At 62.2% G+C, this 25,472-nt stretch carries 22 protein-coding genes; 14 read left to right on the top strand and 8 right to left on the bottom strand.

Going from position 1 to position 25,472, the window contains the following annotated elements:
• Positions 1–2: 2 nt before the first annotated feature.
• Both NR193_RS05215 and NR193_RS05210 read right to left on the bottom strand, forming a co-directional pair.
• Positions 3–863 carry a TIGR01459 family HAD-type hydrolase gene (locus NR193_RS05215; RefSeq protein ID WP_256749788.1) on the bottom strand — a complete coding sequence of 287 codons (861 nt, stop codon included), beginning with the start codon at positions 861–863 and terminating at the stop codon, positions 3–5.
• A gap of 10 nt (positions 864–873) precedes the next feature.
• Positions 874–1,134 carry a hypothetical protein gene (locus tag NR193_RS05210; RefSeq protein WP_256749787.1) on the bottom strand — a complete coding sequence of 87 codons (261 nt, stop codon included), beginning with the start codon at positions 1,132–1,134 and terminating at the stop codon, positions 874–876.
• Between the two features lie 33 nt (positions 1,135–1,167).
• Here NR193_RS05210 and NR193_RS05205 point away from each other — a divergent pair, with 33 nt between their 5' ends.
• The gene (locus NR193_RS05205; protein WP_256749786.1) at positions 1,168–3,153 is read left to right on the top strand and encodes a TadE/TadG family type IV pilus assembly protein; all 1,986 of its coding nucleotides are present in this window, start codon (positions 1,168–1,170) and stop codon (positions 3,151–3,153) included.
• A gap of 130 nt (positions 3,154–3,283) precedes the next feature.
• Entirely contained in the window at positions 3,284–3,916 is a 633-nt protein-coding gene (locus NR193_RS05200) for a LysE family translocator (protein ID WP_256749785.1), read from the top strand.
• A gap of 52 nt (positions 3,917–3,968) precedes the next feature.
• On the opposite strand, the gene NR193_RS05195 is transcribed toward NR193_RS05200, so the two are convergent.
• Entirely contained in the window at positions 3,969–4,793 is an 825-nt protein-coding gene (locus NR193_RS05195; protein WP_256749784.1) for a DUF2189 domain-containing protein, read from the bottom strand.
• 288 nt (positions 4,794–5,081) lie between these two features.
• On the opposite strand from NR193_RS05195, the gene NR193_RS05190 reads away from it, so the two are divergent.
• The gene (locus NR193_RS05190; RefSeq protein ID WP_256749783.1) at positions 5,082–5,594 is read left to right on the top strand and encodes a CAP domain-containing protein; all 513 of its coding nucleotides are present in this window, start codon (positions 5,082–5,084) and stop codon (positions 5,592–5,594) included.
• 71 nt (positions 5,595–5,665) lie between these two features.
• Here the strand turns inward: NR193_RS05190 and NR193_RS05185 are convergent, their stop codons facing one another.
• The 5 genes from NR193_RS05185 to NR193_RS05165 all read right to left on the bottom strand — a co-directional run bounded on the left by NR193_RS05185 (position 5,666) and on the right by NR193_RS05165 (position 13,269).
• On the bottom strand, positions 5,666–8,347 hold the full coding sequence (locus NR193_RS05185) for an EAL domain-containing protein (protein ID WP_256749782.1): 2,682 nt from the start codon (positions 8,345–8,347) through the stop codon (positions 5,666–5,668).
• A 304-nt stretch (positions 8,348–8,651) separates the two neighbouring features.
• Positions 8,652–9,635, bottom strand: coding sequence for an isopenicillin N synthase family oxygenase (locus NR193_RS05180; protein ID WP_256749781.1), 984 nt, complete (start codon positions 9,633–9,635; stop codon positions 8,652–8,654).
• Positions 9,636–9,772: 137 nt separating this feature from the next.
• Positions 9,773–11,308: a DHA2 family efflux MFS transporter permease subunit gene (locus NR193_RS05175; protein WP_256749780.1), complete on the bottom strand. Its 1,536-nt coding sequence runs from the start codon at positions 11,306–11,308 to the stop codon at positions 9,773–9,775.
• Positions 11,309–11,614: 306 nt separating this feature from the next.
• Positions 11,615–12,793, bottom strand: a complete 1,179-nt coding sequence (locus NR193_RS05170) for an HlyD family secretion protein (protein ID WP_256749779.1) — start codon at positions 12,791–12,793, stop codon at positions 11,615–11,617.
• Complete coding sequence (locus NR193_RS05165; protein WP_256749778.1) at positions 12,790–13,269, bottom strand: MarR family winged helix-turn-helix transcriptional regulator; 480 nt, start codon at positions 13,267–13,269, stop codon at positions 12,790–12,792. The genes NR193_RS05170 and NR193_RS05165 overlap by 4 nt, the downstream gene beginning before the upstream one ends.
• A gap of 263 nt (positions 13,270–13,532) precedes the next feature.
• Here NR193_RS05165 and NR193_RS05160 point away from each other — a divergent pair, with 263 nt between their 5' ends.
• The 11 genes from NR193_RS05160 (at position 13,533) to NR193_RS05110 (ending at position 25,277) form a co-directional block, all read left to right on the top strand.
• Positions 13,533–14,141, top strand: a complete 609-nt coding sequence (locus NR193_RS05160; RefSeq protein WP_256749777.1) for a CDP-alcohol phosphatidyltransferase family protein — start codon at positions 13,533–13,535, stop codon at positions 14,139–14,141.
• 39 nt (positions 14,142–14,180) lie between these two features.
• Positions 14,181–15,965 (top strand): bifunctional alpha/beta hydrolase/class I SAM-dependent methyltransferase, encoded by a 1,785-nt coding sequence (locus tag NR193_RS05155; protein WP_375162686.1) that lies wholly within the window; start codon positions 14,181–14,183, stop codon positions 15,963–15,965.
• Between the two features lie 5 nt (positions 15,966–15,970).
• Entirely contained in the window at positions 15,971–17,290 is a 1,320-nt protein-coding gene (locus NR193_RS05150) for a phosphatase PAP2/dual specificity phosphatase family protein (RefSeq protein WP_256749775.1), read from the top strand.
• Complete coding sequence (locus NR193_RS05145; protein WP_256749774.1) at positions 17,287–17,733, top strand: hypothetical protein; 447 nt, start codon at positions 17,287–17,289, stop codon at positions 17,731–17,733. Before NR193_RS05150 ends, NR193_RS05145 begins: the two co-directional genes overlap by 4 nt.
• Positions 17,730–18,392 (top strand): 1-acyl-sn-glycerol-3-phosphate acyltransferase, encoded by a 663-nt coding sequence (locus NR193_RS05140; RefSeq protein WP_256749773.1) that lies wholly within the window; start codon positions 17,730–17,732, stop codon positions 18,390–18,392. The genes NR193_RS05145 and NR193_RS05140 overlap by 4 nt, the downstream gene beginning before the upstream one ends.
• The gene (locus NR193_RS05135) at positions 18,392–19,327 is read left to right on the top strand and encodes a phosphatidate cytidylyltransferase (protein WP_256749772.1); all 936 of its coding nucleotides are present in this window, start codon (positions 18,392–18,394) and stop codon (positions 19,325–19,327) included. The genes NR193_RS05140 and NR193_RS05135 overlap by 1 nt, the downstream gene beginning before the upstream one ends.
• A 299-nt stretch (positions 19,328–19,626) precedes the next feature.
• Positions 19,627–21,039 carry a glycosyltransferase family 2 protein gene (locus NR193_RS05130; protein WP_256749838.1) on the top strand — a complete coding sequence of 471 codons (1,413 nt, stop codon included), beginning with the start codon at positions 19,627–19,629 and terminating at the stop codon, positions 21,037–21,039.
• On the top strand, positions 21,036–22,712 hold the full coding sequence (locus NR193_RS05125) for a glycosyltransferase (protein WP_256749771.1): 1,677 nt from the start codon (positions 21,036–21,038) through the stop codon (positions 22,710–22,712). The genes NR193_RS05130 and NR193_RS05125 overlap by 4 nt, the downstream gene beginning before the upstream one ends.
• Positions 22,709–23,596, top strand: a complete 888-nt coding sequence (locus NR193_RS05120) for a glycosyltransferase (protein WP_256749770.1) — start codon at positions 22,709–22,711, stop codon at positions 23,594–23,596. Before NR193_RS05125 ends, NR193_RS05120 begins: the two co-directional genes overlap by 4 nt.
• On the top strand, positions 23,587–24,348 hold the full coding sequence (locus tag NR193_RS05115) for a glycosyltransferase (protein WP_256749769.1): 762 nt from the start codon (positions 23,587–23,589) through the stop codon (positions 24,346–24,348). Before NR193_RS05120 ends, NR193_RS05115 begins: the two co-directional genes overlap by 10 nt.
• A complete protein-coding gene (locus NR193_RS05110) occupies positions 24,345–25,277 on the top strand; it encodes a glycosyltransferase family 2 protein (protein WP_256749768.1) in 933 nt (310 codons plus the stop codon). The genes NR193_RS05115 and NR193_RS05110 overlap by 4 nt, the downstream gene beginning before the upstream one ends.
• The last annotated feature ends 195 nt before the right edge of the window (positions 25,278–25,472 follow it).

Below are 25,472 nucleotides of genomic sequence, written 5' to 3'. Positions count from 1 at the left end.
ACCTACCGCAGTTTCGGAATGACGGCCACCGGACGATAGCCATGCTTCTCCAGGAAGGTCACCAGCCTTGCCGGATCCGGTTGCGATGCATCGCCATAGTCGCGGGCGTGGATGCCTCCAGAGACATAAAGAACGTCAAAACCGTTGTCGACCGCACCCTTCACGTCGGTCATCATGCCGTCACCGATGGCCAGCACCCGCGAACGCTCGACCGGCCGGCCAACAAGGTCCGCCACCTCCTTCATCGCGACCTCATAGACCGGCGCGTAAGGTTTTCCGGCGATCAGCGTGCGGCCGCCGAGCTGGGCATAGTCGCGTGCCAAGGCGCCGGCGCACCAGATGATGCGTTCGCCGCGCTCGACCATGATATCGGGATTTGCGCAGATGAACGGCAGGTTCCTGGCGCGCAGCCGCCGCAGAAGCTCCGTGTAATCCTCGGGCTTCTCGACCTCGTCATCGAACAATCCGGTGCAGACGACGCCGGATGCCTCGAACTCCTCGACAAGCTCGACATCGAGACCATCATAGAGCGTGAAATCGCGGTCGCCGCCAATATGGAAAATCTTGCGTGGGCCCTCGGCGATCAGGTCGCGGGTGACATCGCCGGATGTGACGACACGGTCATAGGCTGATGATGGAACGCCGATCGCGTTCATCTGCGCCACGACATCGACATTGCGGCGCGGTGAATTGGTGATCAGGACGACAGGGATTTCTGCCTCTCTCGCCCTTGCCAGCGCCGAGGCGGCCGCCGGAAAGTGCCTCTCGCCGTTGTGCACCACGCCCCAGACATCACACAGGATTGCCGAATAGGCCTTCGAGACGTCCTCGAGCGAGCCGATGATTTCAGGCGAATCCGCCATGCCGTTTCCTTCAGTCATGATCGTTGCGAGCGCCGCGACCGACGGTTCGCCGCAGCCGGTTCGGATTAACCGAACCGCTCAGGCCTGTCACCAGCTTTCGCGGGCAGCCGTGCATCATCCGCAGGTCGGCATTGTCCCGATGCAAGATGCGCTGCCGTCGCTGATGAAGGACCAGCTTGCCGGATTGGTTAGCGGTTGGTGAAGCGCCGACCAAGCAATCGAGCGGTTTCTCAAACCCGTCCTTCAGCGTTTTGTGGAAAGCTGGCGTCAATCGAGAATCCGCCGGCGGGGGCCGCTGCAAGACATGCATGAACTCTGGCGTCAGTTCTGCCGCGACAGACGCGGCAACTATGCTCTTATGACGGCCGTTGCCATGGTTCCGCTCATGGGCGGCCTGGCGATGGCGGTCGACTTCACCGAGATGAACCGCGAAAAGCAGATGGTGACGAATGCGCTCGACGCCGCCAACTTCGCCACGGCGCGCCGGCTGACGGAAGGCGCGACCGACGACCAGCTAAGAGCCTATGCGGTCGACTTCTTCAACGCCAACCTCAACAATATCGATCCCGCCAACACGACGCTCAGCGTCACCTTGCCAAGCAACACCAGCGGCGGCGGCTTGCTCAAGATGAGCGCGCGGCTTGACTACAAGCCCTATTTCTATCCTGTCTTCGCCCAACTCGTCGGCAAATCCCAAGCCGACGCGAACCAGAAGATCAGCTTTGACATCACCTCCGAAGTGCGGCTGAAGAACACTCTGGAAGTCGCCCTGGTGCTCGACAATTCCGGTTCGATGGTGACGCCCGGAACAGGCTCGGGACAAAAGCGCATCGATCTTCTCAAGGACGCGGCCAAACAGCTGGTCGACACGCTTGCCCAGCAGGCGGCGATGATCAAGCAGATCGACAAACCGGTGCAATTCGGCCTGGTGCCATTTGCCGCCTCGGTCAATGTCGGTCCTGGCAACGGTAACGCATCATGGATGGACACCGAAGGCCTGTCGCCGGTATCGAACGAGAATTTCGATTGGTCGACGCTGAACGCGGCCGACAAATACGCCCAGCAGACCAACGGCATCTGGTACAAGCGCGGCACCGGCTGGGGCAGCGAGGAAGGCCAGATGCTGACCCGGTTTTCGCTCTATCACGATATGAAGGTCGTTACCAACCACGAGCGCATAGTCAGCAGCAAGCGCGTGGTTTGCGACGAATACAACTGGAACAACACCTGCAAACGCAGCCACGACGAATATGACTATATCGATTCCTATGGTCCGTTCGCCAGCTGGCAAGGGTGCGTGGAAGCCCGACCTTATCCCTATAATGTCAACGACGCCGCGCCGTCCGGCGGCTCCGCGAACACCGGCATAGGCGTCGGCGATCCAGCGACGATGTTCGTGCCGATGTTCGCGCCTGACGAACCTGGCAATCATTGGAAGCTCACCCAAGACCCCGACGAGGCCGCGCCGACAACCTACGGCGCCGTGAACAGCTGGTGGAACGACGACCCGTCGAGCAGCACCGGTCAGACCCGGCTGCGCAACATGGCCAAATATTTCCAGCCGCGGCCCATCAATGCGCCGGCGCTGCCCGCCGGCAATGGCCCGAACTACAGCTGCACCACCACCCCGATCACGCCGCTGACCGACGTCAGCAACACCGATGGGCTGACCGCGATCAAGGCCGCCATCGACCTAATGCAGCCGAATGGCGGCACCAGTGTTCCCGAGGGCATGGCGTGGGGCTGGCGGGTGGTTTCGAGCGGCGAACCGTTTACGCAAGGGCGCCCGGAAACGGAAAAAGGCAACGACAAGGTGGTGATCGTGCTGACCGACGGCGCCAACACCTACTACACGCCTTCCTCCCTGGGCTATTCCGATCCCGCCGACTCCAAATCGACCTACGCGTCCTATGGCTACCTCAAACCCGGCTACAACGGCACCTCGGTCGGCCGCATGTTCCTGGGCACGTCGAGCGCCATCGGTCAGTTCGACTATTCGAACGGCAACTACACCAACGCGCTCAACGAGCAGATGGCGACCCTTTGCAACAACGCCAAGGCAGCCAACATCATGGTGATGACGGTGGCGCTCGACCTGTCCACCACCAAGACCAGCGACAAGCAGGCGATCGACGCGCTGAAATCCTGCTCGTCGGACTCGCGCTTCCGCAAGGATCCGACGGACGCGAGCAAGCCGGCCAAACTGTTCTGGAATGCCACCGGCGCCACCTTGTCGAACGATTTCAAGGAAATCGGCAACGAATTGTCGAACCTGCGCGTCGTCAGTTGATTCGAAGGGCAGCGGTAGCGCCCTGGCGCAACGGCTGGCACCGCCATGCTCTTGCACGAGCCCGCCGGGGCGGGCACATGTTGGCGGCGTTCTACCGCGCTTTCATCGCGGCGCGCTGGGAAGTGAACAGATGCCCGAAACCGCCAATCATCTCGCCTTCGCGCTGGTCTGCCTCGGCATGGTGCTGACGCCAGGCCCTAACATGATCTATCTGATCTCGCGTTCCCTGTCGCAAGGGCCGAAGGCGGGGCTGATCTCGCTTGGTGGGGTCGCGCTCGGCTTTCTCTTCTATGTGCTGTCGGCCGCGTTCGGCATCACCGCGCTGCTGCTCGCCGTGCCCTTCGCCTACGACGCGCTGCGCTTTGCCGGCGCGCTCTATCTCTTGTGGCTGGCCTGGCAAGCGGTGAAGCCCGGCGGACGCTCGCCGTTCCAGGTGCGCGAATTGCCGAAAGACCGGCCGCGCAAGCTGTTCATGATGGGCCTGATGACCAATCTGCTCAATCCAAAGGTGGCCGTGCTGTACCTGTCGCTGCTGCCGCAGTTCATCAGTCTCGGCAAAGGCCATGTCCTGTCGCAGCTTCTGGTGCTTGGTGCCACGCAGATATCGATCAGCCTCAGCGTCAATGCCATCATCGCAGTGACGGCAGGCTCGATCGCGACCTTCCTCGCCGGACGGCCGCTGTGGCTGGTCATCCAGCGCTGGATGATGGGGACCGTGCTGACGGCGCTGGCGCTGAAGATGGCGACCGACGCGCAACGCTGAGGGCTTCCTGGTTTTCCGAAACGGCTCCCACTTTTCGGAATCGTGGACCAGCCTACATTGGCCGCCTTATCTGCTGGGCGCGCTCCGGTTCGACCACCCTGCGGTAGAGGTGCCAGGTGGCATGGCCGAGCACCGGCATGACCACGGCGAGCCCGGCAAACAGCGGGATCGAGCCGACCACCAGAAGCACGGCGACCAACAGCCCCCATAGTGCCATCGGCAGCGGGTTTGCCATCACCACGCGGGCCGAGGTCTCTATGGCCGAGACCGCGCCGACGTCGCGGTCGAGCAGCAATGGAAAGGCAACCACGGTGGTGGCCAGCACGACCACGGCAAAGACGAAGCCGGCAGCGTTGCCGGCGAGGATCAGCGTCCAGCCCTTGCCGGTCGTCAGCACCTCGCGGACAAAGCCGCCGATCGACGCCGGCGGCTGATCGCCGAACAGGCCGGTGTAGATCGATTGCGCGGTGTACAGCCACAACAGGAACAGCGCTACCAGCATGGCGCCGATCACCGCGATCGAGGGAACCGCCGGCGAGCGGCGCACGTCGAGTGCGTGCCGCCAGGAGGTGTTCATGCCGAGCTCGCGCCGGCGACTGATCTCGTAAAGACCGATCGCGGCAAACGGCCCGACCAGGGCGAAGCCCGACATCAAGGGATAGACAAGCTGGATGGCGTTAGAGCCCGACGTCCACTGCGTCAGGATCAGGCCGACAATCGGATAGATCAGGCCCAGGAACACGAAGTGCGACGGTTTTGCCCAGAAATCCTCGACGCCGAGCTTGAGCGCGTCCCAGAGATCCGTCGTGGTGATGCGACGCACCACGGGTTGCACATGCACCCCACGCGCGTCCGCCATGACATGAAAACCGGCCATAACCTTCCTCCCGTGTGTCGGGGCGGTCACCGCCTGGATGGCCGCCTGCAGCTGCCACTAGTAGATGTGGCACCATAGACGATTTGCCAGCGCTTGTCGCCGAATCGATGGTCTCGGACACGCCCTCACGGGATTGTCATCGCCATGTCGGCGAAAGCCGGCGGCGCGGACTTTATTGTGGCACGTTGAAGACGGCCTCGATGCGATGACCATCCGGATCGACGACGAAGGCAGCATTTTCACCGCCCTGCCCGGCAAAAGCCATGATCGCGACTATGTCAGGCAGGCATGACAGCTGAAAAAATCGAAATCCGTCAAGCAGGCCTGAACAGGCGCAAATGGCTCAAGGCAGTCGGCCTCGCGGCCTTGGCCGGACTCGCTGCCTGCAGTACCGTTTCGCTGCCAACCGGTGAAGGCGCCGGGGCCTCCTCCTCCGCCACCGGCACGCTGGCCAGTATCCGCGCTACGGCGGGCCTCGCGCCGCTGGTCCCCGACCCGCAGCTCGAACAGGCAGCCTTGCAGCAGGCCGGCTACATGGCGCAGCGTGGCCGCATGACCCACACCACCGGCTGGGGAAAGGATTTCGCCTCGCGGGTCAAGGGCAACGGCATTGCGGGTGCGGCCGCCGAGAACATCGCCGAGGGCCGCTTCGGCCTGCAGAAGCTGTTCGATATCTGGGTGCATTCGCCCGGCCACCGCCGCAATATGCTTGACCCGCGCTTCACTCGCTTCGGCCTTGCCTATGTGCCCGACGGCCGCGACAGCAGCCTCCGCTACTGGAGCCTTGTGCTCGGAAAATAATAAAAGCAGGCGTGTCGCCGCCGGGTGCGGTCTTCGTCGAGCCGACGCGAGACTGCTTGCTGAGCAGCCCGTCAATCCTCGTGGTTGAGCAATTTCTCGATGTCCCGGGCAGAGACCGGCTTGCTGAAATGATAGCCCTGCATTTCGTCGCAATTGTTCTTGAGCAGAAAAGCCACCTGATCGTCTGTTTCGACACCCTCGGCAATGACCCTCATGTTCAGCTTTTGACCCAACGAAATCACGGCGCTGGCAACAGCCTGGTCGTTTTCGTCGTCGGCGACGTCGTTGATGAAAGACTTGTCGATTTTCAACCGCGCAACTGGAAAGGTCTTGAGCGCACTGAGGCTGGAATAGCCCGTTCCGAAATCGTCGATCGATATCTGAACGCCCAGGCCTTGCAGTTCGTTCATTGTTGCGACCGCCAATTCGATATCCTGCATGATGAGGCTTTCGGTCACCTCCAGCTCCAGATATCTGGCCTCCAGACTGCTGTCCCTGAGAGCATTGACGACGCGACCGACCAAGTTCCTTTCTCGGAATTGCCGTGCCGACACATTCACACAGACAGTCATCGGCGGCAGCCCCGCATCCTGCCAGGCCTTGTTCTGTCGACAGGCTTCATGCAGAACCCAGTCGCCGATCGGCACGATCAGACCTGTCTCCTCGGCCGTCGGGATGAAACTGGCCGGCGCTACCACACCCAGTGTCGGATGGTTCCAGCGGATCAACGCTTCGACCGCAAAGACGCGCCCCGAGCGAAGATCGACTTGAGGCTGATAGAGCAGCGCGAATTCTGAACGGGCCAGGGCGTTTCGCAACTCCTCCTGAAGCACGAATTTTTCATGCGCCCTGGTGTTGAATTCGGGAGCGTAGAACTGGAAATTGTCGCGCCCGAATTCCTTCGCGCGATACATGGCTGCATCGGCATTGGCCAACAGCGTATCGGGGATCGCTCCATCCTTGGGATAGTTTGCGATGCCGATGCTGGCTGTCGCCCTCAGTCGATGCTCCCCAAGATGAACTGGCTCGGCAATCGCTGTGCGGATCTTCTGCAAGGTCTCCGAGATGAGATCGACGTTCGTCGGTTGATCAAACAGGACGATGACAAATTCATCGCCGCCAAGCCGGACCACGGTGTCGGTCACCCTTACGCATTCGACCATGCGGCGGGCGACAATCTTCAGGAGCTCGTCTCCGGCATTGTGGCCGAGCGTGTCGTTGACGAGCTTGAAATTGTCCAGATCGATGAACACCACCGTCACCCAGCGATCGTATCGCTGCGCGTACAGGATCGCTTGAGAAAGCCTGTCCTCCAGCAAGGCTCGATTGGGAAGTCCGGTAAGCACATCATGGTTGGCCATGAAGTGGATCTGGTCTTCGGCCAGCTTGCGCTCGATCGCGATTCCGGCAATGCGGGTCGTAAAGTCAATCAGCCGTGTCTCGGCCTCGGCCGGTTCGCGCACCGTCATCGAATACATCGCGAACACGCCCAGGACGGTGCCCTGATGTGACAGGATCGGGGTCGACCAGCACGAACGATAGCCGAAGGCCGATACCAGTTCGCGATAATCTTCCCAGAGGCGGTCCTGCATGATGTCTGCGACAATGACCGGCTCCCGCCGGTAGACGGCGGTCCCGCAGGATCCTACCTTCGGACCGATAGCGATCCCGTCGATGGCGTTCGTATAGTCTTTGGCCAGGCCCGGCGCGGCGCCGTGCCGCAAGTGACTGCCGTCCTTGTCGAGCAGCAAGACGGAACCGATTATCCCCGTCAACTGGGATTCCACGAGGCGCATGAGACGGTCGAGCACATCTTCGAGCGGAGCGCTCATCGCGATCATTTCCAGGATATGCGCCTGCCCGTTCCTGAGGACATCCGCTCGCTTGCGGGCAGTGATGTCATGGGCAATGCCAACCAGACCGAAGATTTCGTTTTGGGCATTGCGCAACGGCACTTTCGTCGACGAGAGCCATTTGCCGTCGCCTGACGCATCGACAACGAACTCCTCCTCGTCGATCATCGGTTGTCCGCTGTTGAGGACGTTCTGCTCGATGAGGCGGAACTTCTGCGCAAGTTCCGGGGCATGGAGATCAAAATCGGTCAAGCCGATCATGTCGCTGGTCTTGTCCCGGCCACTGTCGGCCGCAAGCGCGCTGTTGACCACGACAAAGCGGCTTTCCCTGTCCTTGACCCAGAGATAGTCGGGCACCCAGTCGATCAACGTTTGCAGCGAGATGCGCTCGTCGGCGATCTGGCGATTGGCAGCGAGTTCCGTGATGTCCTCATGCGTGGCCACCCAACTGCCATCAGGCATCGGCTGATGACAAATCTGAATAGTTCGACCGTCGGCGAGTTGGGCGGTCCAGATTTTCGAAGCAATGCCCGAATTGACCGACCGGGCCAATGCGAGATAGGCGTCGGCGGCCATCGCGGATGTTCCGGCGGCAACGCGGCGTTCGACGATTTCGCTCAATGTCAGGCCCGATTGCAATCGCCCATGTGCAATGCGGTAGATCTCCGCATAGCGGCGGTTGGACAGGATCAGCCGTTCATCGGCGCCGAAAAAGCAGATGCCTTGCGAGATGTTGTCGATCACCGTCTCGAATCGCAGCGCCTGTGCTTCAAGCGTTGCGATCGTCGCGCGAAGCTCGTGCTCAAGAGTCTCGTACGAAGCAGTCGCCAGGTTTGCCAGTACGGCCAGACTGGCCGACTCGGGCGCTTCGGTGGCTTGCCTGGATGATTTCGTGACCAAACAGAGTTCCTCGGATTTTGTACCTGGGAGAAAAGACCGCCCACCTGCAGAATGAAAAGCTCATAGTGTTACCGATGTACTAATGACAGATAAACCGGATCGAAATCGGGCCGCGGGGCCTTGGATGCCTGAAACTCAATCGCAGTTCTAGAACCACTTTTGAGCTTTCAGGTTCAGTGTTCTTCGACATCAAGGCGAATTCGGCCGACCGCCGCCGCAACACGAACCGGCTTCGACCATACGAAGCGTTCGCGAGAGCGCCATCCGCTACTGGAGTCTCGCGCTCGGCAATAGAGTGCTCTCGCTACCTGGTCGTCGCCTTGAACTTGGCCATCAGGTAAGGACCAGACAGCACCGGTTCGTATTTCGGCGCCTCACCGTCGGCAAGGCAAACGTCCAGCACCTTGATCTGCGCATCCCAGTTCGGCTGGTGAAAGAAGGCCATCGACTGGCGCCTGTCCTTGCCGCCCTCATCGGCCGGCGGATTGACCACGCGATGCACGGTGGAAACCCAGCGATCATTGGTCCAGCGCGCCATCAGATCGCCGATGTTGATGACGAAGGCGCCCGGGATTGGCGGAACCGGCGTCCACTCCCCGTCCGGGGTGGTGATCTCGAGGCCGCGCGACCCGGCCTGCGGCAGAAGGATCGTCAGGCTGCCATAGTCGGTGTGGGCGCCGGCGCGGATCTGGCCGGGTTTCGGCGCGACATGCTGTTCGGGGTAATTGAGGGCACGTAGCGCACTGATCGGCGCATCGAGATAGCTGTCGAAATAGCTCTCGGGCAGGCCGAGCGCGGTGGCGAAAACCCGCATGATGCGCACGGCGAGGTCCTCGAGCGCGGCATAATAGGCCTTCCATGCCTCGATGAAGCCGGCGGGCTCGGCCGGCCAGATCGTCTCGGCGTAGCAGAAGGCCAACGCCTCCGGATCACGCATGCCCGCCGGCACGCGCAGCGGACCGCCGTTAAAACTTTCCTTCAGGTCAGGCGGCGTGTCGACATTGCGCGATTTGGCAAGCGCTTCCAGTTCGGGGCCGAGATAGCCGTAGGGGTAACCCTTGTAGGGCGCCTTCGAACGCTGCTTTTCCTCCGGAAGGAGGTCGAAGAAAGCTCGCGCCTTCGACCAGGCGGCGTCGATCACGGGTTCCGGAATGCCGTGGTTCTTCACGGCCAGAAATCCGGTGCCGCGGCAGATGCGGTCGACCTCGGCGCCGAGCGCCTTTTTCTCCTCGTGGCCGGAGTTCTCGAACCGCTCGAGATCGAATACCGGGAATGCTGGATGTTGCATCGCATCTCCTCCAGGCCGAAGCCAATGCCCGTCGAGCCACCAGCGATGCATGACGGCATCGTCGGGACGGAGGCGATATTTCTCGAGCCAACCTCGGTTGGCTAGTGCTTGGGCGGCGGAAAACGCTGGCCAGCCGTCTAGTCCATATGCGCGGCGGGTGCCCCACCGGCGGCCGGCGCCCGCGCCGGCTTGCGCAGCAGGAAGACAAACGGGACCGCGATCAACGTCATCATCATCAGTATTTTGAAGTCGTTGACGTAGGAGATCATCATCGCCTGGAGATTGACCATGCGATCCACCTGGGAAAGCGCCATCTGATTTCCGCTCGCCGCCGCCGGCGAGACCGCCCATAGATTGGGGTTGAACGGGTTGATGAAGGCCGAAAGCTCGGCATGGTTGATCTGCGTGTTGCGCACCATCAAAACCGTCACGACCGACACGCCGATGGACGACCCGAGATTGCGCACCAGGCTGAACAAGGCCGTGGCATCGGTGCGGAAGCGTACGTCAAGCGTGGCGAAGGCCACGGTCGACAGCGGCACGAACACCATTCCCATTCCCAGGCCCTGAATGACGCCGGAGCTGATGATCAGCCAGTTGTCCATCTGAGGCGTGAAGCTGGACATGGTGTAGAGCGATTGCGCGGTCAGGAGAAAGCCGATGACGACGAGGATCCTGGCGTCGATCTTGCTCATGAGCCGCCCGACGATGAGCATCGAAATCATCGTGCCGACGCCGCGTGGCCCCATGACGATGCCTATGGTGACGGTCGGATAGCCGAAGATGGTCGACAGCATCGGCGGCAGCAGCGACATGCTCGCCAGGATGAGCACACCCATGACGAAGATGAACGCCAGCCCGGTCACGAAATTGCGGTCGAGGAAAATCTTCGGATCGATGAAGGGATGTTGTGATGTCACCGTGTGGATGATGAATACCCAGAACCCCGTGATCGAAAGGCCAAGCTCGATCCAGATCTCGACCGAGGAAAACCAGTCGACCTCACCGCCGCGATCAAGCAGCAACTGAAGCGCGCCGACGCCGAGCGATATCATGGCGAAGCCGAAGAAATCGAAGCTGCGCACCCGCCGTGCAACGGCGGGCAAATAGGCGGCCATGCCCAGGAAGGCGACAATGCCGACCGGCAGGTTGATGAAGAAGACCCAGCGCCAGTTGAAATTCTCGGTCAGCCAGCCACCCAGGGTCGGGCCCAGAATTGGCCCCAGCATGATGCCGGCACCCCAGATGGCCATGGCTTGGCCGTGGCGTTCCCTGGGGTTGATGTCGAGCAGGAAAGTCTGCGACAGCGGCACGATCGCGGCGCCGAACACGCCTTGCATCAGCCGGAAGAACACCATGGTCTCCAGGCTCCAGGCGATACCGCACAGCATCGAGAACACGGTGAAGCCGACCACCGCCGTCAAGAACAGTTCCTTGCGGCCGAAGCGGTCCGCCAGCCAGCCGGTCACCGGCGTCATGATGGCGGCGGCAACGATGTAGGAGGTCAGCACCCAGTTGATGTTGTCCGGGGAGGCACCGAGATCGCCGGTCATGGTCGGCAACGCAACGTTGGCGATCGTCGTGTCGAGCGCCTGCATGATAGTCGCCAGCATCAGCGCGACCGTGATCAGGCCGCGATGCGGCACTTCGCGAAAGGGTTCTGGCGTGCTCATGATGCGGAACTTCCGACAGGTAACAAAATCGTGTACAGTAGGTTTCCGGGCGGCAGAGCCTTCCGTAAGGAGAGACTCTCATCGCGGTGGGACGCGAGTATCGATGTGGGGGTTACATCGACCGAGCGTCTCGACATGACGGACACCTGCCGCCCGGAAACCGAAGGACCAAAGGGTTCGGCGTCGAATGGTTCAGGGATCGAGCGAACCGCATCTTCGATGCAGCCCGGCCATCGGCCCCTTCTCCCCTCACGCCTCCCATCGGACCAATCTTGCCATCTGTGTCACCCCAGCGCAGCGAGCGCCCTATTTGACCTCGCCCGCAGTGGCGTGGCCGAATATGGTGGGAAACCCGCGCGAAACGCCGGTGTCTACGGTAACGGCGGTGCTCATGCCGGTCCGCAACGCCATTTTGGCGTCGGCATCGGTCAGCTCCAGGCGCACCGGAATACGTTGCGTGACCTTGACCCAGTTGCCCGTGGCATTCTGGGCAGGCAGGAGCGAGAATTCGGCTCCCGTGCCGGCACCGATCGCCTTGACCGTCGCCTCGAAGGTACGGCCCGGATAAGTATCGACCACGATCTCGGCCTTCTGGCCGGGCTTCATATGGGTCAGCTGGGTTTCCTTGAAATTGGCTTCGATCCAGGTGTCGCCGGTCTCGACAAGCGAAAACAGTGGCGTGCCGGAGCCGACATACTGACCGACCTTGAACGACGAGGCCTGGCTGATGACGCCATCGGCCGGCGCCTTGACCGTGGTCTGCGCCAGGTCGTAGGCCGCCTTGTCGCGTGCGGCGAGCGCGGCCATAACAGTCGGATGCCTGTCGGTCTCGATGTCGGGATTGCCGGCAAGTGCTGCCTTGGCGCTGATGATGCCTTGCTGGGCAACGGCCAATTGCTGCTTGGCCTTGTCGAGATCGTTTTTCGCCTGGTCCAGCGCCGACTTGGTGTTGATGCCCTTCTGGGCGAGGTCGGCGGCGCGGTCATATTGCGACTGCGCATAGTCGACTTCGCTGGTGGCGGACTTTTCCTGTGCCGTCGCCTGGCTGTAGGCGGCGCGCAACTGCTCGATGCCAACCCGTGCGACAGCAACCGCCGCGTCGGCCTGGGCCAACGCGATCCGGTATGGCTCTGGGTCGATGGCAAAAAGCACGTCGCCCTGCTTGACCAATTGGTTGTCGGCAATGTCGACCTGAACGATGCGGCCGGCCGTGTCAGAAGCGATCGACACCTTGGCCTGCTGCAGATTGGCGTTTTCCGTCTCCTGATAGCGACCGCCGGTGACCCAGACATAGCCGCCGCCAACAACCAGTGCCGCAGGCAGCGCAATCATCAGCAAGGAGCGGCCTAGCCGGCGCTTCTTCTTCACAGGCACCGCGGCCGGCTGTACCGGAGGTGCGACCGCCACGGGGGCAGCAGCCGGCTGTGCCGGCGCTTCCATTTCCAGCTTGGCCGCGTTCTCATCTATCTTGGCTACCGCGTTCATGCTGCTGCGCCTTCTGTATTCTTCAATTTTTCAATGGACGGCGTCTCGTCGTCTGCCAGGTTCTGGACCATCGCCTCAAGCCCCATGATGAGGACGCGGCGATCTTCCGACGACACGCCGGTCAGCGATTCTTCGTAGACTTCGCCAGCAAGGCTCTTGATCAGGGCGTAGGCTTCGCTCGCCTTGGGTGTCAGGAAAATCATGCGGACGCGGCGATCGGTGGCGTCGGAACGACGCTCGATCCAGCCCCCCTCCTCCATGCGGTCGACCAGACGAGAAACGCTGATCGGCTCGATTTCGAGAAGTTCGGCCAGCCGCGCCTGCGCGACACCATCTTCCTTGGCAACGCGGACCAGAAGCCGCCATTGCGCCGAAGAAAGTCCCAAACCACTGGCTCTCGCCTCGAAGCGCTTGCGCATCAGGCGCTGCACGTCGTGGATCAAGAAGCCCAACCTGTCTATGCCATCGGAAACCATGAGCGGGATATATAATAAGCGTGCTCACTATTCAAGATGTTGCATTGCGCCAGAAGCCGGCAAATTTGGATGGCAGCCCTGCGATGCAGTCATGGTTAGCGATTGTTGAAAGTTCTGGTCGGTGGCCATTCCAGTCGCCATGACCCGCATCCGCCAGGTCAGGATGCACGCACTGGAGAGGCGCCGTTTCGGCCTCAGCGACCTACTGGTCGCGTCTGACATATTGATGTACAGCCGCTGATCAGGATCGGGGGATCAACGAAATGCCGACGCTTTACGCTCTCAAGCCGGCTTTCCAGGGAAGACTGCGGCCGCTGGTCAATCGGCTGGCGGCAATCGGAGTTACCGCGAACAGCATAACCCTCCTGGCGGCCCTATTGTCGATCGCGACCGGGACGGCCATCGCGATCTTGCATGAATCGCGCTGGCTGCTGCTGCTCATTCCCGTGGTGATGTTCGTGCGCATGGCGCTCAATGCCGTGGATGGCATGCTGGCTCGGGAACACGGGCAGGCCTCGACGCTCGGCATGTATCTGAACGAATTTTGCGACGTCGTCTCGGACCTCGCGCTGATCTTGCCGTTCGCCGCCTTTCCGCAGTTCAGCCCATGGGGCGTCGTCGCCTTCGCCATCTCAGCCGTGCTGACCGAGTTCGCTGGCGTGCTCGGCATCGCCGCCAAGATCGGACGAAACTATGCCGGGCCGTTCGGCAAAAGCGACAGGGCGCTGGCGCTGGGCGTGGTCGGCGTGCTGTGCGCCGCCGGGCTCTGGCCGGCCTCCATCGCGCCGCTTGTGTTTCCGGCCATGGCAACGCTTTCGCTGTTGACCGCCATAAACCGGATACGCGCCGGCCTTATTGGCAGCGCCAGCTGAGCATCGAGGCTCGCCATGCCGCCAGGGGGAAGGACCATGATGCACGAGCCAATCGCAGCCGCGGTTGCGGAAAACCTTGACCGGCAGGCGCAAGAGCGTGTTTTCCGCAGCCATGACGGGACGGAGATCTTCTACCGGTTCTGGCCAGCGGCTTCCGCCGATGCCAAGGGCGCGGTGGTGCTCTTCCACCGCGGCCACGAGCATGGCGGTCGCATGGCCCATCTCGTCGACGAATTGCAAATGCCCGACCACGCCTTCTACGCCTGGGACGCTCGCGGCAATGGCCGCTCGTCCGGCGAGCGCGGCTATGCCCCTTCCTTCTCGGCCCTGGTGCGCGACATCGACTGCTTCATGCGCGAAATCGCCGTCAAGGATGGCTTCGTCACGCAGGACATCGCTCTGATTGCGCAATCCTTCGGCGCCGTACTCGCTGCAGCCTGGGTGCACGACTATGCGCCCAAGCTGCGTGCCATGGTGCTGGCCTCACCGGCCTTTTCGGTGAAGCTCTACGTGCCCTTCGCCAAGGAAGGCATCGCGTTCTGGCAGAAGATCAAGGGGCGCTTCTTCGTCAATTCCTACGTCAAGGCGAAGTTCCTGACCCATGATCCCGTGCGTATCGCCTCTTTCGAGAGCGATCCGCTGATCACACGGCCGATCGCCTCCAACATCCTGGTCGAACTCTACCAGCATGCGGCGCGCATCGTTGCGGATGCCCGCGCCATCACGGTGCCGACGCAGCTTCTGCTTTCGGGGAGCGACTGGGTGGTGCGCCACGGCCCGCAGCACGAGTTCTTCGTCAATCTCGGCAGCCGGACCAAGGAACGCCATGTGTTGCCGGGTTTCTTCCATGACACGCTGGGCGAGCGCGACCGGGCGCAGGCCCTCGACCTGATCCGGCCGTTCCTTGCCAGGCAGTTCGCCGCGCCAGACGCGCCGGTCGACCTCAAGCAGGCAGATATCGCCGGCTACACGCGCGACGAGGCCGACAGGCTAGCCTCGCCGCTCGATCCGCTGTCGCCCAAGGGCCTTTATTGGGCATTCAGCCGGGCCTCCATCCGCATGGGCGCCTGGTTCTCGTCTGGTATGAAGGCGGGCGTCACCACCGGCTTCGATTCGGGCTCGACGCTGGATTACGTCTACGAGAACGACGCGCGGGGTCTTACAGCTCTCGGCCGCTTCGTCGACCGCATCTTCCTGGAAGCCATCGGCTGGCGCGGCATCCGCCAGCGCAAGCTGCATCTCGAGGAGCTGATCGGTTCCTGCCTGGCGGCACTGAAGGCCGCCGGCCGGCCAGTACACATTCTCGACATCGCCGCCGGCCACGGCCGCTATGTTCTCGATGCCATTGTGAAGTGCCCCGACCAGCCCGCGAGCGTGCGTCTGCAGGATTACTCCGACCTCAACGTCCAGCTTGGCCGCAAGCTGATCGCCGAGCGGCAATTGCCGGCGAGCGTTTCGTTCCAGCGCGCGGACGCTTTCGATGCCGACATGCTCGCTGCCACCGAGCCGGCGCCCGACCTCGCCATCGTGTCGGGTCTTTACGAACTGTTCTCCGACAATGCGATGATCACCCGCTCGCTCGGTGGATTGGCCCGCGCCATGCGGCCGGGAAGCCTGCTGCTCTACACCAACCAGCCCTGGCATCCGCAGCTGGAGATGATCGCGCGCAGCCTGACCTCGCATCGCGGCGGCCAGGCCTGGGTCATGCGCCGGCGCACGCAAGGCGAAATGGACCAACTCGTCGAAGCCGCCGGTTTCGAGAAACTCGACCAGCGCATCGACCAATGGGGCATCTTCACCGTCTCGGTCGCACGGCGGCGCTGAACAGGATGGCGTCATCGCTTGCATCCACGGAGCGCGCCGAACCTTACGGTCGGGTGGTCTTCAGGGCAGCCCTTTGGCTGGCCTTCCTGACGCCGTTCTTCTACCTCAGCTACGGTTTCACCAACTGGTTGGCTTCACGGCGCGACGACGTCGGCAGCATCGTGTTCTCCTGGGAGCACAGCATCCCGTTCATCGCCTGGACCATCATACCCTACTGGTCGATCAACCTTTTCTACGGTCTGTCGCTGTTGCTCAACGACAGCAGGCAAGGGGTCGACCGTCTGGCCGGGCGTTATCTCACGGCGCAGATCGTGGCCGTGGCCTGCTTCGTTCTGTTCCCGCTGACCGCGACTTTCGTGCGACCGGAAACGACCGGCGTGCCGGGTTTCCTGTTTGCCGTGCTTGGCGGTTTCGACAAGCCTTTCAACCAGGCGCCCTCGCTGCACATCGCTCTGCTGGTGATCATCTGGGACCACTGGCGCCACCGGCTCGGCGGCCTTTTCCTGCCGCTCTGGCATGCCTGGTGCTTCCTGATCGGCGTCTCGGTGCTGACGACCTGGCAACATCATTTCATCGACATCCCAACCGGCGCACTGCTCGGGTTTTTTGCGCTGTGGCTGTTTCCGCGCAGCGGCGACTTGCCGTTTTCGGGCGCCCGACTGACCGGCGATGCGAAAGCGCGTCGGCTGGCGAGGTTCTATGCGCTGGGTGCTGTGCTTGCGCTGGCCGGCGCCGCGGTCGGCGCCTTCTTTTCCGCTGTTGCGCTTTTCCTGCTTTGGCCAGCGCTGGCGCTGGCCATCGTCGCCTTTGTCTATGCCGGAGCCAGCGCCAAGGTGTTCCAGAAGACGGCGGAAGGCCGCGTGTCCCTAGGAAGCCGCATCCTGCTTTCGCCCTATCGACTGGGCGCCAGGGTCAATATCGCGATATGGACGCGCAAGCTCCCGCCGCTCGTGGCCGTCACCGATGGCGTCTTTCTTGGCCGCTTTCCGACGGCGCGCGAAGCCAACAGCTTCGGCACAGTCATCGATCTCGCCGCCGAACTCGAAAAACCGGCGGGAGCGAATTGCCGTTGGATCAGCTTGCCGATGATCGATTTGTTGCCGCCGCCAGTGACGATACAGCAGCAGACCGCCAGCGCGCTGGAGAGCGCGCGCCGCGACGGCACCGTGCTGGTGTGCTGCGCGCTCGGCTTCCAACGCAGCGCCGGCGTTGTCGCCGAATGGCTGGTGGCGACAGGCAGGGCCAGGACGCCGGTGCTTGCCCGCGAAATGCTCATCGCCGCCGGCCGGCCGATTCATCTTGCCAAGGAGCGGGCGGCGTCATGACGGACAATGGCTGCCGGGAACGCGCCAATCGCTTCGCCCGCATGCTGATGCAGCAGGCCGCGTGGCCGGCTGCGGTTGTCGTGGCCGCAAATATCCTCACGCCCTTGGCTGCTTCGGCGCGTGGCGCCTTCGAGACCTGGCCCGCAGCCGTCGCCCTTTCGGTCGCCGCCGCGAGCGCTGTCGCCGTGCTGGCGCTTTCGACGCTGCTGGCATTCGATGCGCTGCTGTTCCGGTTGATGGCCAGCCACGACGACGACGAGGCTTCCAGCGGTGCCGCGGTGGATGACATGCTGGCGCGCATGCGCCTGAAGCCCATCCCGTCGGCCACACGCCAGTTCGATGACCGCGTTGCCGGCACGCGCCGGTTGCTCACCCGGCAACGCCTCGCCCTCGGTCTGTTTGTGGCGATGCTTTTCGCGGCGGGATTTTGGGCGCCGCGATGAGCAAGATTTCGCTCAAGACCTTCACCATGCTGCAGACGGCGACCTCCGTTGGCCTCTCGGCGCTGGCCTGGGTGGTGACCGGCGTGCGTCCGATCTGGAATGGCAGCTTGCCGTCGGACCGGCAGCGAATCTATTTCGCCAATCATACCAGCCATGGTGACTTCATCCTGCTGTCGGCCTGCCTGAGCGAAAAGGAGCGCGCTATCACCCATGCCGTGGCTGCCGGCGAATATTGGGGGAAGTCGCGGCTGCGCCGCTTCATCGCCGAAGACATGCTGTCGTCCGTGCTCATCAACCGTCAATGGACCAAGCCGGAGGAAAACCCGATCGAGATCATGCTGTCGGTTCTCGACCAGGGCCACTCGCTGATCCTGTTTCCCGAAGGCACCCGCAACATGACCGACCAGCCGCTGCTGGCCTTCCGCTCCGGACTGTACAATCTGTCGATGGCGCGGCCGCAGGTCGAACTGATCCCGTGCTGGATCGAGAACATGTCGCGTGTGCTGCCCAAGGGCCAGTTCCTCCCGGTGCCGCTGCTTTGCCGTGTCGTCTTCGGCGCACCGGTGACGGTGGCCCCCGGCGAAGAACGCCGCGCCTTTCTCGACCGCGCCCACGCCACGCTTCTGGCGCTCAACCCGCGCCCCGAGCGAGACGATTGATGCGCCACGACATCTCCATTCTGATCATCGGCCTGCTCGCGGTGCTGACGACCGCCAGCATCGTCGCCGCCATACTTTGCGCGCGGGCGCCGAAGCCGCTCAGTTCGACGCTGGTCAATCTCACCCAGCGCATCAACGCGTGGTGGGTGATGGTGGCGCTGATGACGGTCGCCTTCTTCTTCGGTCGCTACGGCATGACCATCCTGTTCGCGCTGATTTCCTTCGCCGCCCTCCGCGAATTCGTGACGCTGACGCATACAAGCCGCAGCGACCATTGGGTGCTTCTTGGCATGTTCGGCATCATCATACCGTTTCAATACTGGCTGGTATGGACCGCCTGGTACGGACTCTTCGTCATCTTCATCCCGGTCTACTGCTTCCTGTTGATGCCGGCCATCACCGCGCTGCATGGCGACACTGAACGCTTTCTCGAGCGGATCGCCGCGCAGCAATGGGCGGTGATGATCTCGGTCTATTGCGTCAGCCATGTGCCCGCCCTGTTGACGCTCGATGTGCCAGGCTTCGAAGGCCGCAACCTGTTGCTGATCGCGTTCCTGATCATCGTGGTACAAGGCAGCGACGTGCTGCAGTACATCTTCGGAAAGCTTTTCGGAAAGCATCGTTTTTCGCCAACCGTGTCGCCGTCTAAAACCTGGGAGGGCTTGGTCGGCGGACTGGTGTCGGCGAGCCTGCTCGGCGCCCTATTGTCATTCGTGACGCCCTTCTCGCCACTGCAGGCGGCATGTGTGGCCTTCGTCGCCTGCTCGATGGGATTTTTGGGCGGGCTGGTCGCCTCCGCCATCAAGCGCGACCAGGGGGTCAAGGATTGGGGCCATCTCATCGAAGGCCATGGCGGCATGATGGACCGTACCGACAGCCTGGTCTTCGCTGCCCCGATCTTCTTTCACATCGTGCGCTATTTCTGGACGGTCTGAGCCGGCGAACTCTTGCCCACCGCGCAACTGGGGGGAAAATACCGTATGTCGGCATGGTTGACCTGCCGACTTTCATGGGAACACATAGCGGGTTGTTCGAGACTATCAGAAGCACTGGGGTCGAGCTTCATGGCGAAAGGCTCGCGCGAAATGACTGATATTTGCAGGTTCCGGAGCTCGTCGGGTCGTTGAAACGGCAAGCGAGCGAGGGGCTGGTTTTCCGCATCGGGCGTTGGATTGACGCCAGATCGTCCTCGTCGGTCGCGCCGGCAGCCAGAGCCGTGTTTACCGCAACGGACATGTCCACGGCGGGTCTCGCGTTCGACCGTCCGACAGCGCCCTGCGTTTCAATCATCATCAGTGCCTTCGGTGGCCTCGCCCAGACGCTGCACTGCCTGCGGTCGATCGCGGCAAATCCTCCTTCGGTTCCAATCGAGATCATTGTCGTCGAGGATGCTTCTGGCGATCCCGAGATGGCAGTGATGGCCGGAATTCCCGGCTTGAGATTTCATGACACCGGAGAAAATGTCGGTTATCTCCGCGCCTGCAATCTCGGTGCGACGCTGGCGAGCGGAGAATTCCTGCATTTTCTCAACAATGATACAGCCGTTTCGTCAGGCTGGCTGGACGCAATGCTGGAGTTGTTCAACCGCTATCCGCAATGCGGTGCTGTCGGATCGAAGCTGCTCAATGCCGACGGCAGCCTGCAGGAAGCCGGGGGCGTCATCTGGCGCGACGGATCCGCCTGGAATTACGGCCGCTCGGACCATGCCATGCTCAGCGACTACAACTATGTTCGCGAGGTCGATTACTGCTCGGCCGCATCGTTGCTGATCCGACGCGGCACATTTGCCGAGCTTCATGGTTTCGACGAAGCCTTTGCACCTGCCTACTACGAGGACACCGACCTTGCCTTCCGCCTGCGGGAGAAAGGACTGCGAACTTTCTACCAACCACGGTCGGTCGTCTATCATCTGGAAGGCTTTTCGCATGGCAAGGATCCCAAGGTCGGCATCAAGTCCTTCCTGCGGGTCAACCAGCGAAAGTTCGTTGAGCGATGGGCGCATGTTCTGTCGCGTGAACATTTCATCACAGGCGAATTCAGGCTGCTGGCGAGCCAGCACGCGGCGCTACGCAAAATCGTTCTTGTCGTCGCCCGGCCAGGGGCCCGCCTGAATGGGGGCTCTGGTTCAGACCGGATCCTGCGGATCATCGAGGCTCTCGTCGATCATGGGCTGGTGGTGAAATTCTGGCCTCAGGGCGCCGGGCTCGAGCAGCATCATGTCGAGGCGCTTGAGCAACAAGGCGTTGAGATCTTCCAGGGCTGGCGCTATCGGAGCCACCTTGCGAAGTGGTTACGCGTGAACGGGCGCTGTGTCGATTTCGCCCTGCTCTTCGGCGCGGCAGCGTCGCCATCGCTGGTGGCGACAATCAGGTCGACGAGCCCTGCCCGGATTCTTAGCCTCGGTGAGCAGAGGGACCAGAAGTTGCCTAGCGAGGGCAGCGGCGCCGAGGTCCTGGCGGCCGCCGACTGCTCGCCGGCGCAGCTTTGGCAGGTGCTGTCGCGCAGCATCAACGACCGACCGCACCGTTCTCTGGCCGAGCGTTTCGGCCCGGAACGGATGGGCAATCTTGGTGCGCAGCCGAATACGGATCTGGTGCATGCACCTCCAGAGGTGCCGGCTGCCATGCGTGGCGATCCGGCCGAATGAGCGAGCCGACGGCGGCAATTTGTATGCTTGCGGTGGGCAAGCCTGGCTATGCGCTGGCGGCACGCGAAGCGCTGACGTCCTTTCTCAGACACACCGACTTCGAGATCTATGTGACCGCCGATTCGGCGGTGGCGCCCTTCTTGCCCCAGTCGCCGCGCATCCATCTCAACCTCATCAGTCTGTCGTCCCCGGAACATCGATCCAGCTATTTCCGCGCCAAGTTCGATGCACTGGCGTGGTGCCTGGATCAGGCCCGCGCAGCGATCATTCTCCAGGTCGATGTCGATGCGGTCCTGTTGCGTCCGCTTGCAGCGGCAGAGATGATGGCGGCGCTGGGTGATCGTCGGATGGGCATGGTCGAGCAAACCGGCATTTCCGGATCTGAAATGAACGGCGACGATTTTTTCGAGCACTATCGCGGCCAGTCGCTGGCCTTTATCGATGCCTCGGCGGAGCCGCCACCCCGACACGCCTTCCACTACTTCAACAGTGGCGTCGTGCTTGCCTACGGGGACGAACTGCGACGGTTCCTCGACTGGGCGGACGAGAGACAGCGCGTCTTGCCCGCGGACCATATGGCCGGGGGCTACATGCTCGGCGACCAGGCCTATTTCCAGATCTGGGCGAACACCGTCGCGCCCGACAGATGCCGCGCTTTGCCCTGGCAGTGGAACCATTGCAGCCACTGGGATGAGGGTTTCCCGCGCAAGGACGCGCTGATCGCCCATTTCAGCAATTTCCGCAACGGTCCAGAATTCGAGACCGTCATGGCCATGCACGCACTTGTCGGCGACGGCCCAACCGATCCCGAGCTGGAGCAAACGTCGACGGGACGGGCTGCCGAACTGGCTTTCATCATCATCACCTACAACTCCTCCAGGGTCATCGGTTACTGCCTCGACGCCCTGGCGGACCGAAAGCATGAGATCATCGTCATCGACAATGCCTCGACCGATGGGACGCTCGATCACGTGACGCGCGAGGGCGTGACAATCATCAGGAACACGCGCAATGAAGGTTTCGCCGCCGCAGCCAATCGGGCCGCGGCAGCCACCAGCGCCATGCATCTGTGCTTTCTCAATCCGGACTGTCTTATGACACCGGCGGCGGTCGAGGCTGCTCTCACCACACTTCGCCAAAGACCCGATGCGATGGTCGTGCCTGACTATGTCGACTGGCACGGCAATCCGACAGCCGGCCGCCAGCCCGGTTACTCCAGGCTCAAGCTGATGGCCGACATTCTTGACAACAACGGCATGGCCAAACTTGCCAGGCGGCTGAAGCGCTTACCCGGCTATGACCTCGAAAGCTGGAGCTGGCCACTCGCCGCTGCTCTGTTCGTCAGACGCGGTACGTTCCACGCCGTTGGCGGTTTCGATGAGCGCTACTTCTGCTACATGGAAGACGTTGCCATCGGCTATGAAATGGCGCGACGCGGGTTCGAGATCATAAGGCTTGATCAGGTCTTGCCGCATTTTGGCCAGCACGGCGCGGATATCCCCTCCTCCGGCAGGATCCGCTTGATCGACGCCGCGCGGCTCAAATTTGCTCGACTGCACTACGGTCGAGCTGTTGCCGCGGCACTCGCGGTCATGCACTGGGTCCTGCTCCGTCGCCTCGCAATCAAGGGCGCCTGGCGTCGCCAGCGGCGCCGCGGGATGGGAAGCAGATGAACTATTACGTTCTGCCCGGCATCGGCATCCATGGCGACATCAAGGTCGGCTTCCAGTTCGCGCAACTGTTGTCGGAGGCCGGCGTGCCGATCGCGGCTGCTACCCCTGGGGGTGTTGCACCGTCGTGGTTCCGGTGCGCCCAGCCGGTGGTAGACAGGCAATACGTTCTTGCCAATGCAGGCCCGAGCGACACGCTCGTTTTTTCGCTGCCGCACGACTATCCGGTGGTGAAGGCAACCGGTGCGCGGCTGATCTTCCACTGCCAGGGCGCCGGCCCTCTGATAGACCCGGTACTACACGACCGGGATGTGACCATTCTATCTTGCTGGGAACAGGCTGCACGCTATGCGAGGACCGTGGCCGGCCGCGAAGCCATCGACGTCGGCATCTCGATCGCCGATATCTTTTTCTACGACGGCGCGGCCAAGGACCCATACCTGGTGGCCTTCATGCCACGCCAGGGCGCCATGATCGCCGAAAGGGCGATGAAACAGGCACACCATCTGCGCTACGTGCCAATCGACAACGAGACCGAAGAGGTCTGCGCTGCAACTCTGAAGCGCAGTGGGTTCTTCCTGGCGATGGCGGCGGGAGAATGGTCCGGACTGCCGGCACTGGAGGCAATGGCTGCCGGTTGCGTCGTGGTGTCGGTCCCGGTGGTCGCCATGGAACACCTCAGGGATGGCGACACCGCATGCGTTGTGGAGCCTGCACGCTTGCCGATGGTGCTTGACGACATCAGCGGGGAAGGCGCCGGTTTGCGGCGCGCCGCACTGCGTGATCGCGGCGCTGCGATGGCATCCCGCTATCGCACTGCCTTGCATAGGAGGAAATTGGAAGGCGCCATGCAGGCTGGTTTGAAAGACGCCTTGTCATGGAACTGAGCGGCGTTGAGCTGAGCGTCGTCATACCGTCCTACGGGCTGACCGCGCTGCTGCGGACCTGCGTCCTGCACGTCCAGTCAGGTCTGACCCGAGCATTGCCCGGACGCACGGCGATCGTCGTCGTCGACAACGGTTCCGCCATGCCCTACCAGGCTGACGATCTGGCAACGCCGGATGTCCGCATCCTACGGCTCGACCGCCGGCATTCCTTCTCCGCGGCGTGCAATCGCGGCGCCAGTGCCGTGCCGGCGGCGCGCTACCTGTTCCTCAACAACGACGTCTTCCTGCATCCAAACGCAATGGCCGAGATGCTCGAGATAGCAAGGCATGAAACGGTCGGCATCCTGGGCACCAGGCTGGTCCTGCCGGATAACACGATTCAGCACTGCGGCGTGCGTTTCGACGCCGGTGAGCGCGGCCCCTATCACCATGCCCATGGCAGGCCAAGCTCATCGGTCAGCCGCGCCACGACGTTTCCGCAGGCTGTAACGGGTGCGGCATTGATGATCGATCATGGAACCTTTACCGCCCTGCGCGGGTTCGACGAGACCTTTCCCTTTGGTTATGAGGATGTGGATCTGTGCCTGCGCGCGCGGCAGATGGGAGTGCGCATCGGCTGCGGCCAGAAATGGGATTCCCTACACCTGGAATCGACCACCGATCGACGGCCTGATCGCCACAGGGCATCGCGCAGGCTGTTCTTTGAACGCTGGCGCGGGCGCTATTCCATCGATGGAGACGAAGGCGCATGAGGCAAGACATCGCCATCTCGCTGATCGTTCATACGCGCAATTCAGCCGCGACTTTGCCACGGCTACTCGAAACCACAGGCTGGGCGGCCGAGCGCATCGTCATCGACATGCAAAGCAGCGATGCAACGGCCGAGATCGCGCGCACCGCCGGCTGCCGGGTGCTGTCTTGCGCCATCGTCGATGCCGTCGACAATATCCGCAACCAGTATCTTGCGGAAGCGCGGCATGACTGGGTCCTCGTTCTGGATTCCGACGAATACCTTGCCGTCGATGCCTACGAAGCCATGCAGCGGCTCGTCGACGACCATGGCGACAAGATCGATGCCTTTGCCTTGCCAAGGTGGAATTCGGTAGCCGGCCAGATCATGCGTGGCTCGGGCCTTTACCCGGACCAGCAGATCAGGTTCTTTCGAAAGGGAACAGTGGCATGGCAGCCTGGCAATCACCGTGTGCCGCAAGTGCTGACTGGCGCCAGGCGCCTGTGCGTCCTCCAGCCACCGAATTGCATTCACATCCACCACGAAAATTACACCGACATCGTATCGTTCATCACGCGACAACTGCGTTATGCACTGACCGATTCTTACGACCCTGATCCTGTCCATTTCGACTTCAGTGTCTACATTGCCGAGGCCTATGCCGAGTTCGCGCGGCGCCACGAGCCGAGTGAAGACGGCGACTTGTCGACCGCCGTGGCAACAGTGCTGGCATGGGACCGTATCATGCGAGGCCTGATCCATTGGGAGCGGCTGGGGCGGCAACAGCCGCTCAACGCCGCCTTCTCCTTGCCGATCGTTCCCATCCTGCCTGCGCCCGGCAAACCCGCGCGTGTTCGGGATTCGGACGGCTGGCAAAAAACCTCGTTTCGCCATCTGCCGCGTGAGATCGGTCGCTGGCTTCGCCGGCTCTTCCAGCCCGGGCGGCGCTAAGCGGTGCCATTTTTGCGCTATGCGCAATTTCGATCAGGCCGGGGTAGAGATGGTTTGCCCGGCTCGTCAAGGAGCTGGATCCTGGGCTCCCGTGCGATGGCGCGTCAGTTGGGCGCGCTGGTGCTCGCCGCCGAACATCGAACCGATGGGGGGCGGTCAAGCAGCGGCAGCACGGCGGTCAACAAATGGTCAGCC

This window comes from Mesorhizobium sp. Mes31 (assembly GCF_024519675.1).
Taxonomy (GTDB): Bacteria; Pseudomonadota; Alphaproteobacteria; order Rhizobiales; family Rhizobiaceae; genus Mesorhizobium.
Note: the sequence above shows the minus strand (reverse complement) of the source record. Positions and strands in the feature narration are given on the sequence as shown.

What these genes read in the sequence shown, in the direction of transcription:
- NR193_RS05215 (WP_256749788.1), bottom strand. Translation starts at nt 863, where the DNA reads ATGGCGGATTCGCCTGAAATCATCGGCTCGCTCGAGGACGTCTCGAAG.
- NR193_RS05205 (WP_256749786.1), top strand. Translation starts at nt 1,168, where the DNA reads ATGCATGAACTCTGGCGTCAGTTCTGCCGCGACAGACGCGGCAACTAT.
- NR193_RS05200 (WP_256749785.1), top strand. Translation starts at nt 3,284, where the DNA reads ATGCCCGAAACCGCCAATCATCTCGCCTTCGCGCTGGTCTGCCTCGGC.
- NR193_RS05195 (WP_256749784.1), bottom strand. Translation starts at nt 4,793, where the DNA reads ATGGCCGGTTTTCATGTCATGGCGGACGCGCGTGGGGTGCATGTGCAA.
- NR193_RS05190 (WP_256749783.1), top strand. Translation starts at nt 5,082, where the DNA reads ATGACAGCTGAAAAAATCGAAATCCGTCAAGCAGGCCTGAACAGGCGC.
- NR193_RS05180 (WP_256749781.1), bottom strand. Translation starts at nt 9,635, where the DNA reads ATGCAACATCCAGCATTCCCGGTATTCGATCTCGAGCGGTTCGAGAAC.
- NR193_RS05175 (WP_256749780.1), bottom strand. Translation starts at nt 11,308, where the DNA reads ATGAGCACGCCAGAACCCTTTCGCGAAGTGCCGCATCGCGGCCTGATC.
- NR193_RS05170 (WP_256749779.1), bottom strand. Translation starts at nt 12,793, where the DNA reads ATGAACGCGGTAGCCAAGATAGATGAGAACGCGGCCAAGCTGGAAATG.
- NR193_RS05165 (WP_256749778.1), bottom strand. Translation starts at nt 13,269, where the DNA reads ATGGTTTCCGATGGCATAGACAGGTTGGGCTTCTTGATCCACGACGTG.
- NR193_RS05160 (WP_256749777.1), top strand. Translation starts at nt 13,533, where the DNA reads ATGCCGACGCTTTACGCTCTCAAGCCGGCTTTCCAGGGAAGACTGCGG.
- NR193_RS05155 (WP_375162686.1), top strand. Translation starts at nt 14,181, where the DNA reads ATGCACGAGCCAATCGCAGCCGCGGTTGCGGAAAACCTTGACCGGCAG.
- NR193_RS05150 (WP_256749775.1), top strand. Translation starts at nt 15,971, where the DNA reads ATGGCGTCATCGCTTGCATCCACGGAGCGCGCCGAACCTTACGGTCGG.
- NR193_RS05145 (WP_256749774.1), top strand. Translation starts at nt 17,287, where the DNA reads ATGACGGACAATGGCTGCCGGGAACGCGCCAATCGCTTCGCCCGCATG.
- NR193_RS05140 (WP_256749773.1), top strand. Translation starts at nt 17,730, where the DNA reads ATGAGCAAGATTTCGCTCAAGACCTTCACCATGCTGCAGACGGCGACC.
- NR193_RS05135 (WP_256749772.1), top strand. Translation starts at nt 18,392, where the DNA reads ATGCGCCACGACATCTCCATTCTGATCATCGGCCTGCTCGCGGTGCTG.
- NR193_RS05130 (WP_256749838.1), top strand. Translation starts at nt 19,627, where the DNA reads ATGTCCACGGCGGGTCTCGCGTTCGACCGTCCGACAGCGCCCTGCGTT.
- NR193_RS05125 (WP_256749771.1), top strand. Translation starts at nt 21,036, where the DNA reads ATGAGCGAGCCGACGGCGGCAATTTGTATGCTTGCGGTGGGCAAGCCT.
- NR193_RS05120 (WP_256749770.1), top strand. Translation starts at nt 22,709, where the DNA reads ATGAACTATTACGTTCTGCCCGGCATCGGCATCCATGGCGACATCAAG.
- NR193_RS05115 (WP_256749769.1), top strand. Translation starts at nt 23,587, where the DNA reads ATGGAACTGAGCGGCGTTGAGCTGAGCGTCGTCATACCGTCCTACGGG.
- NR193_RS05110 (WP_256749768.1), top strand. Translation starts at nt 24,345, where the DNA reads ATGAGGCAAGACATCGCCATCTCGCTGATCGTTCATACGCGCAATTCA.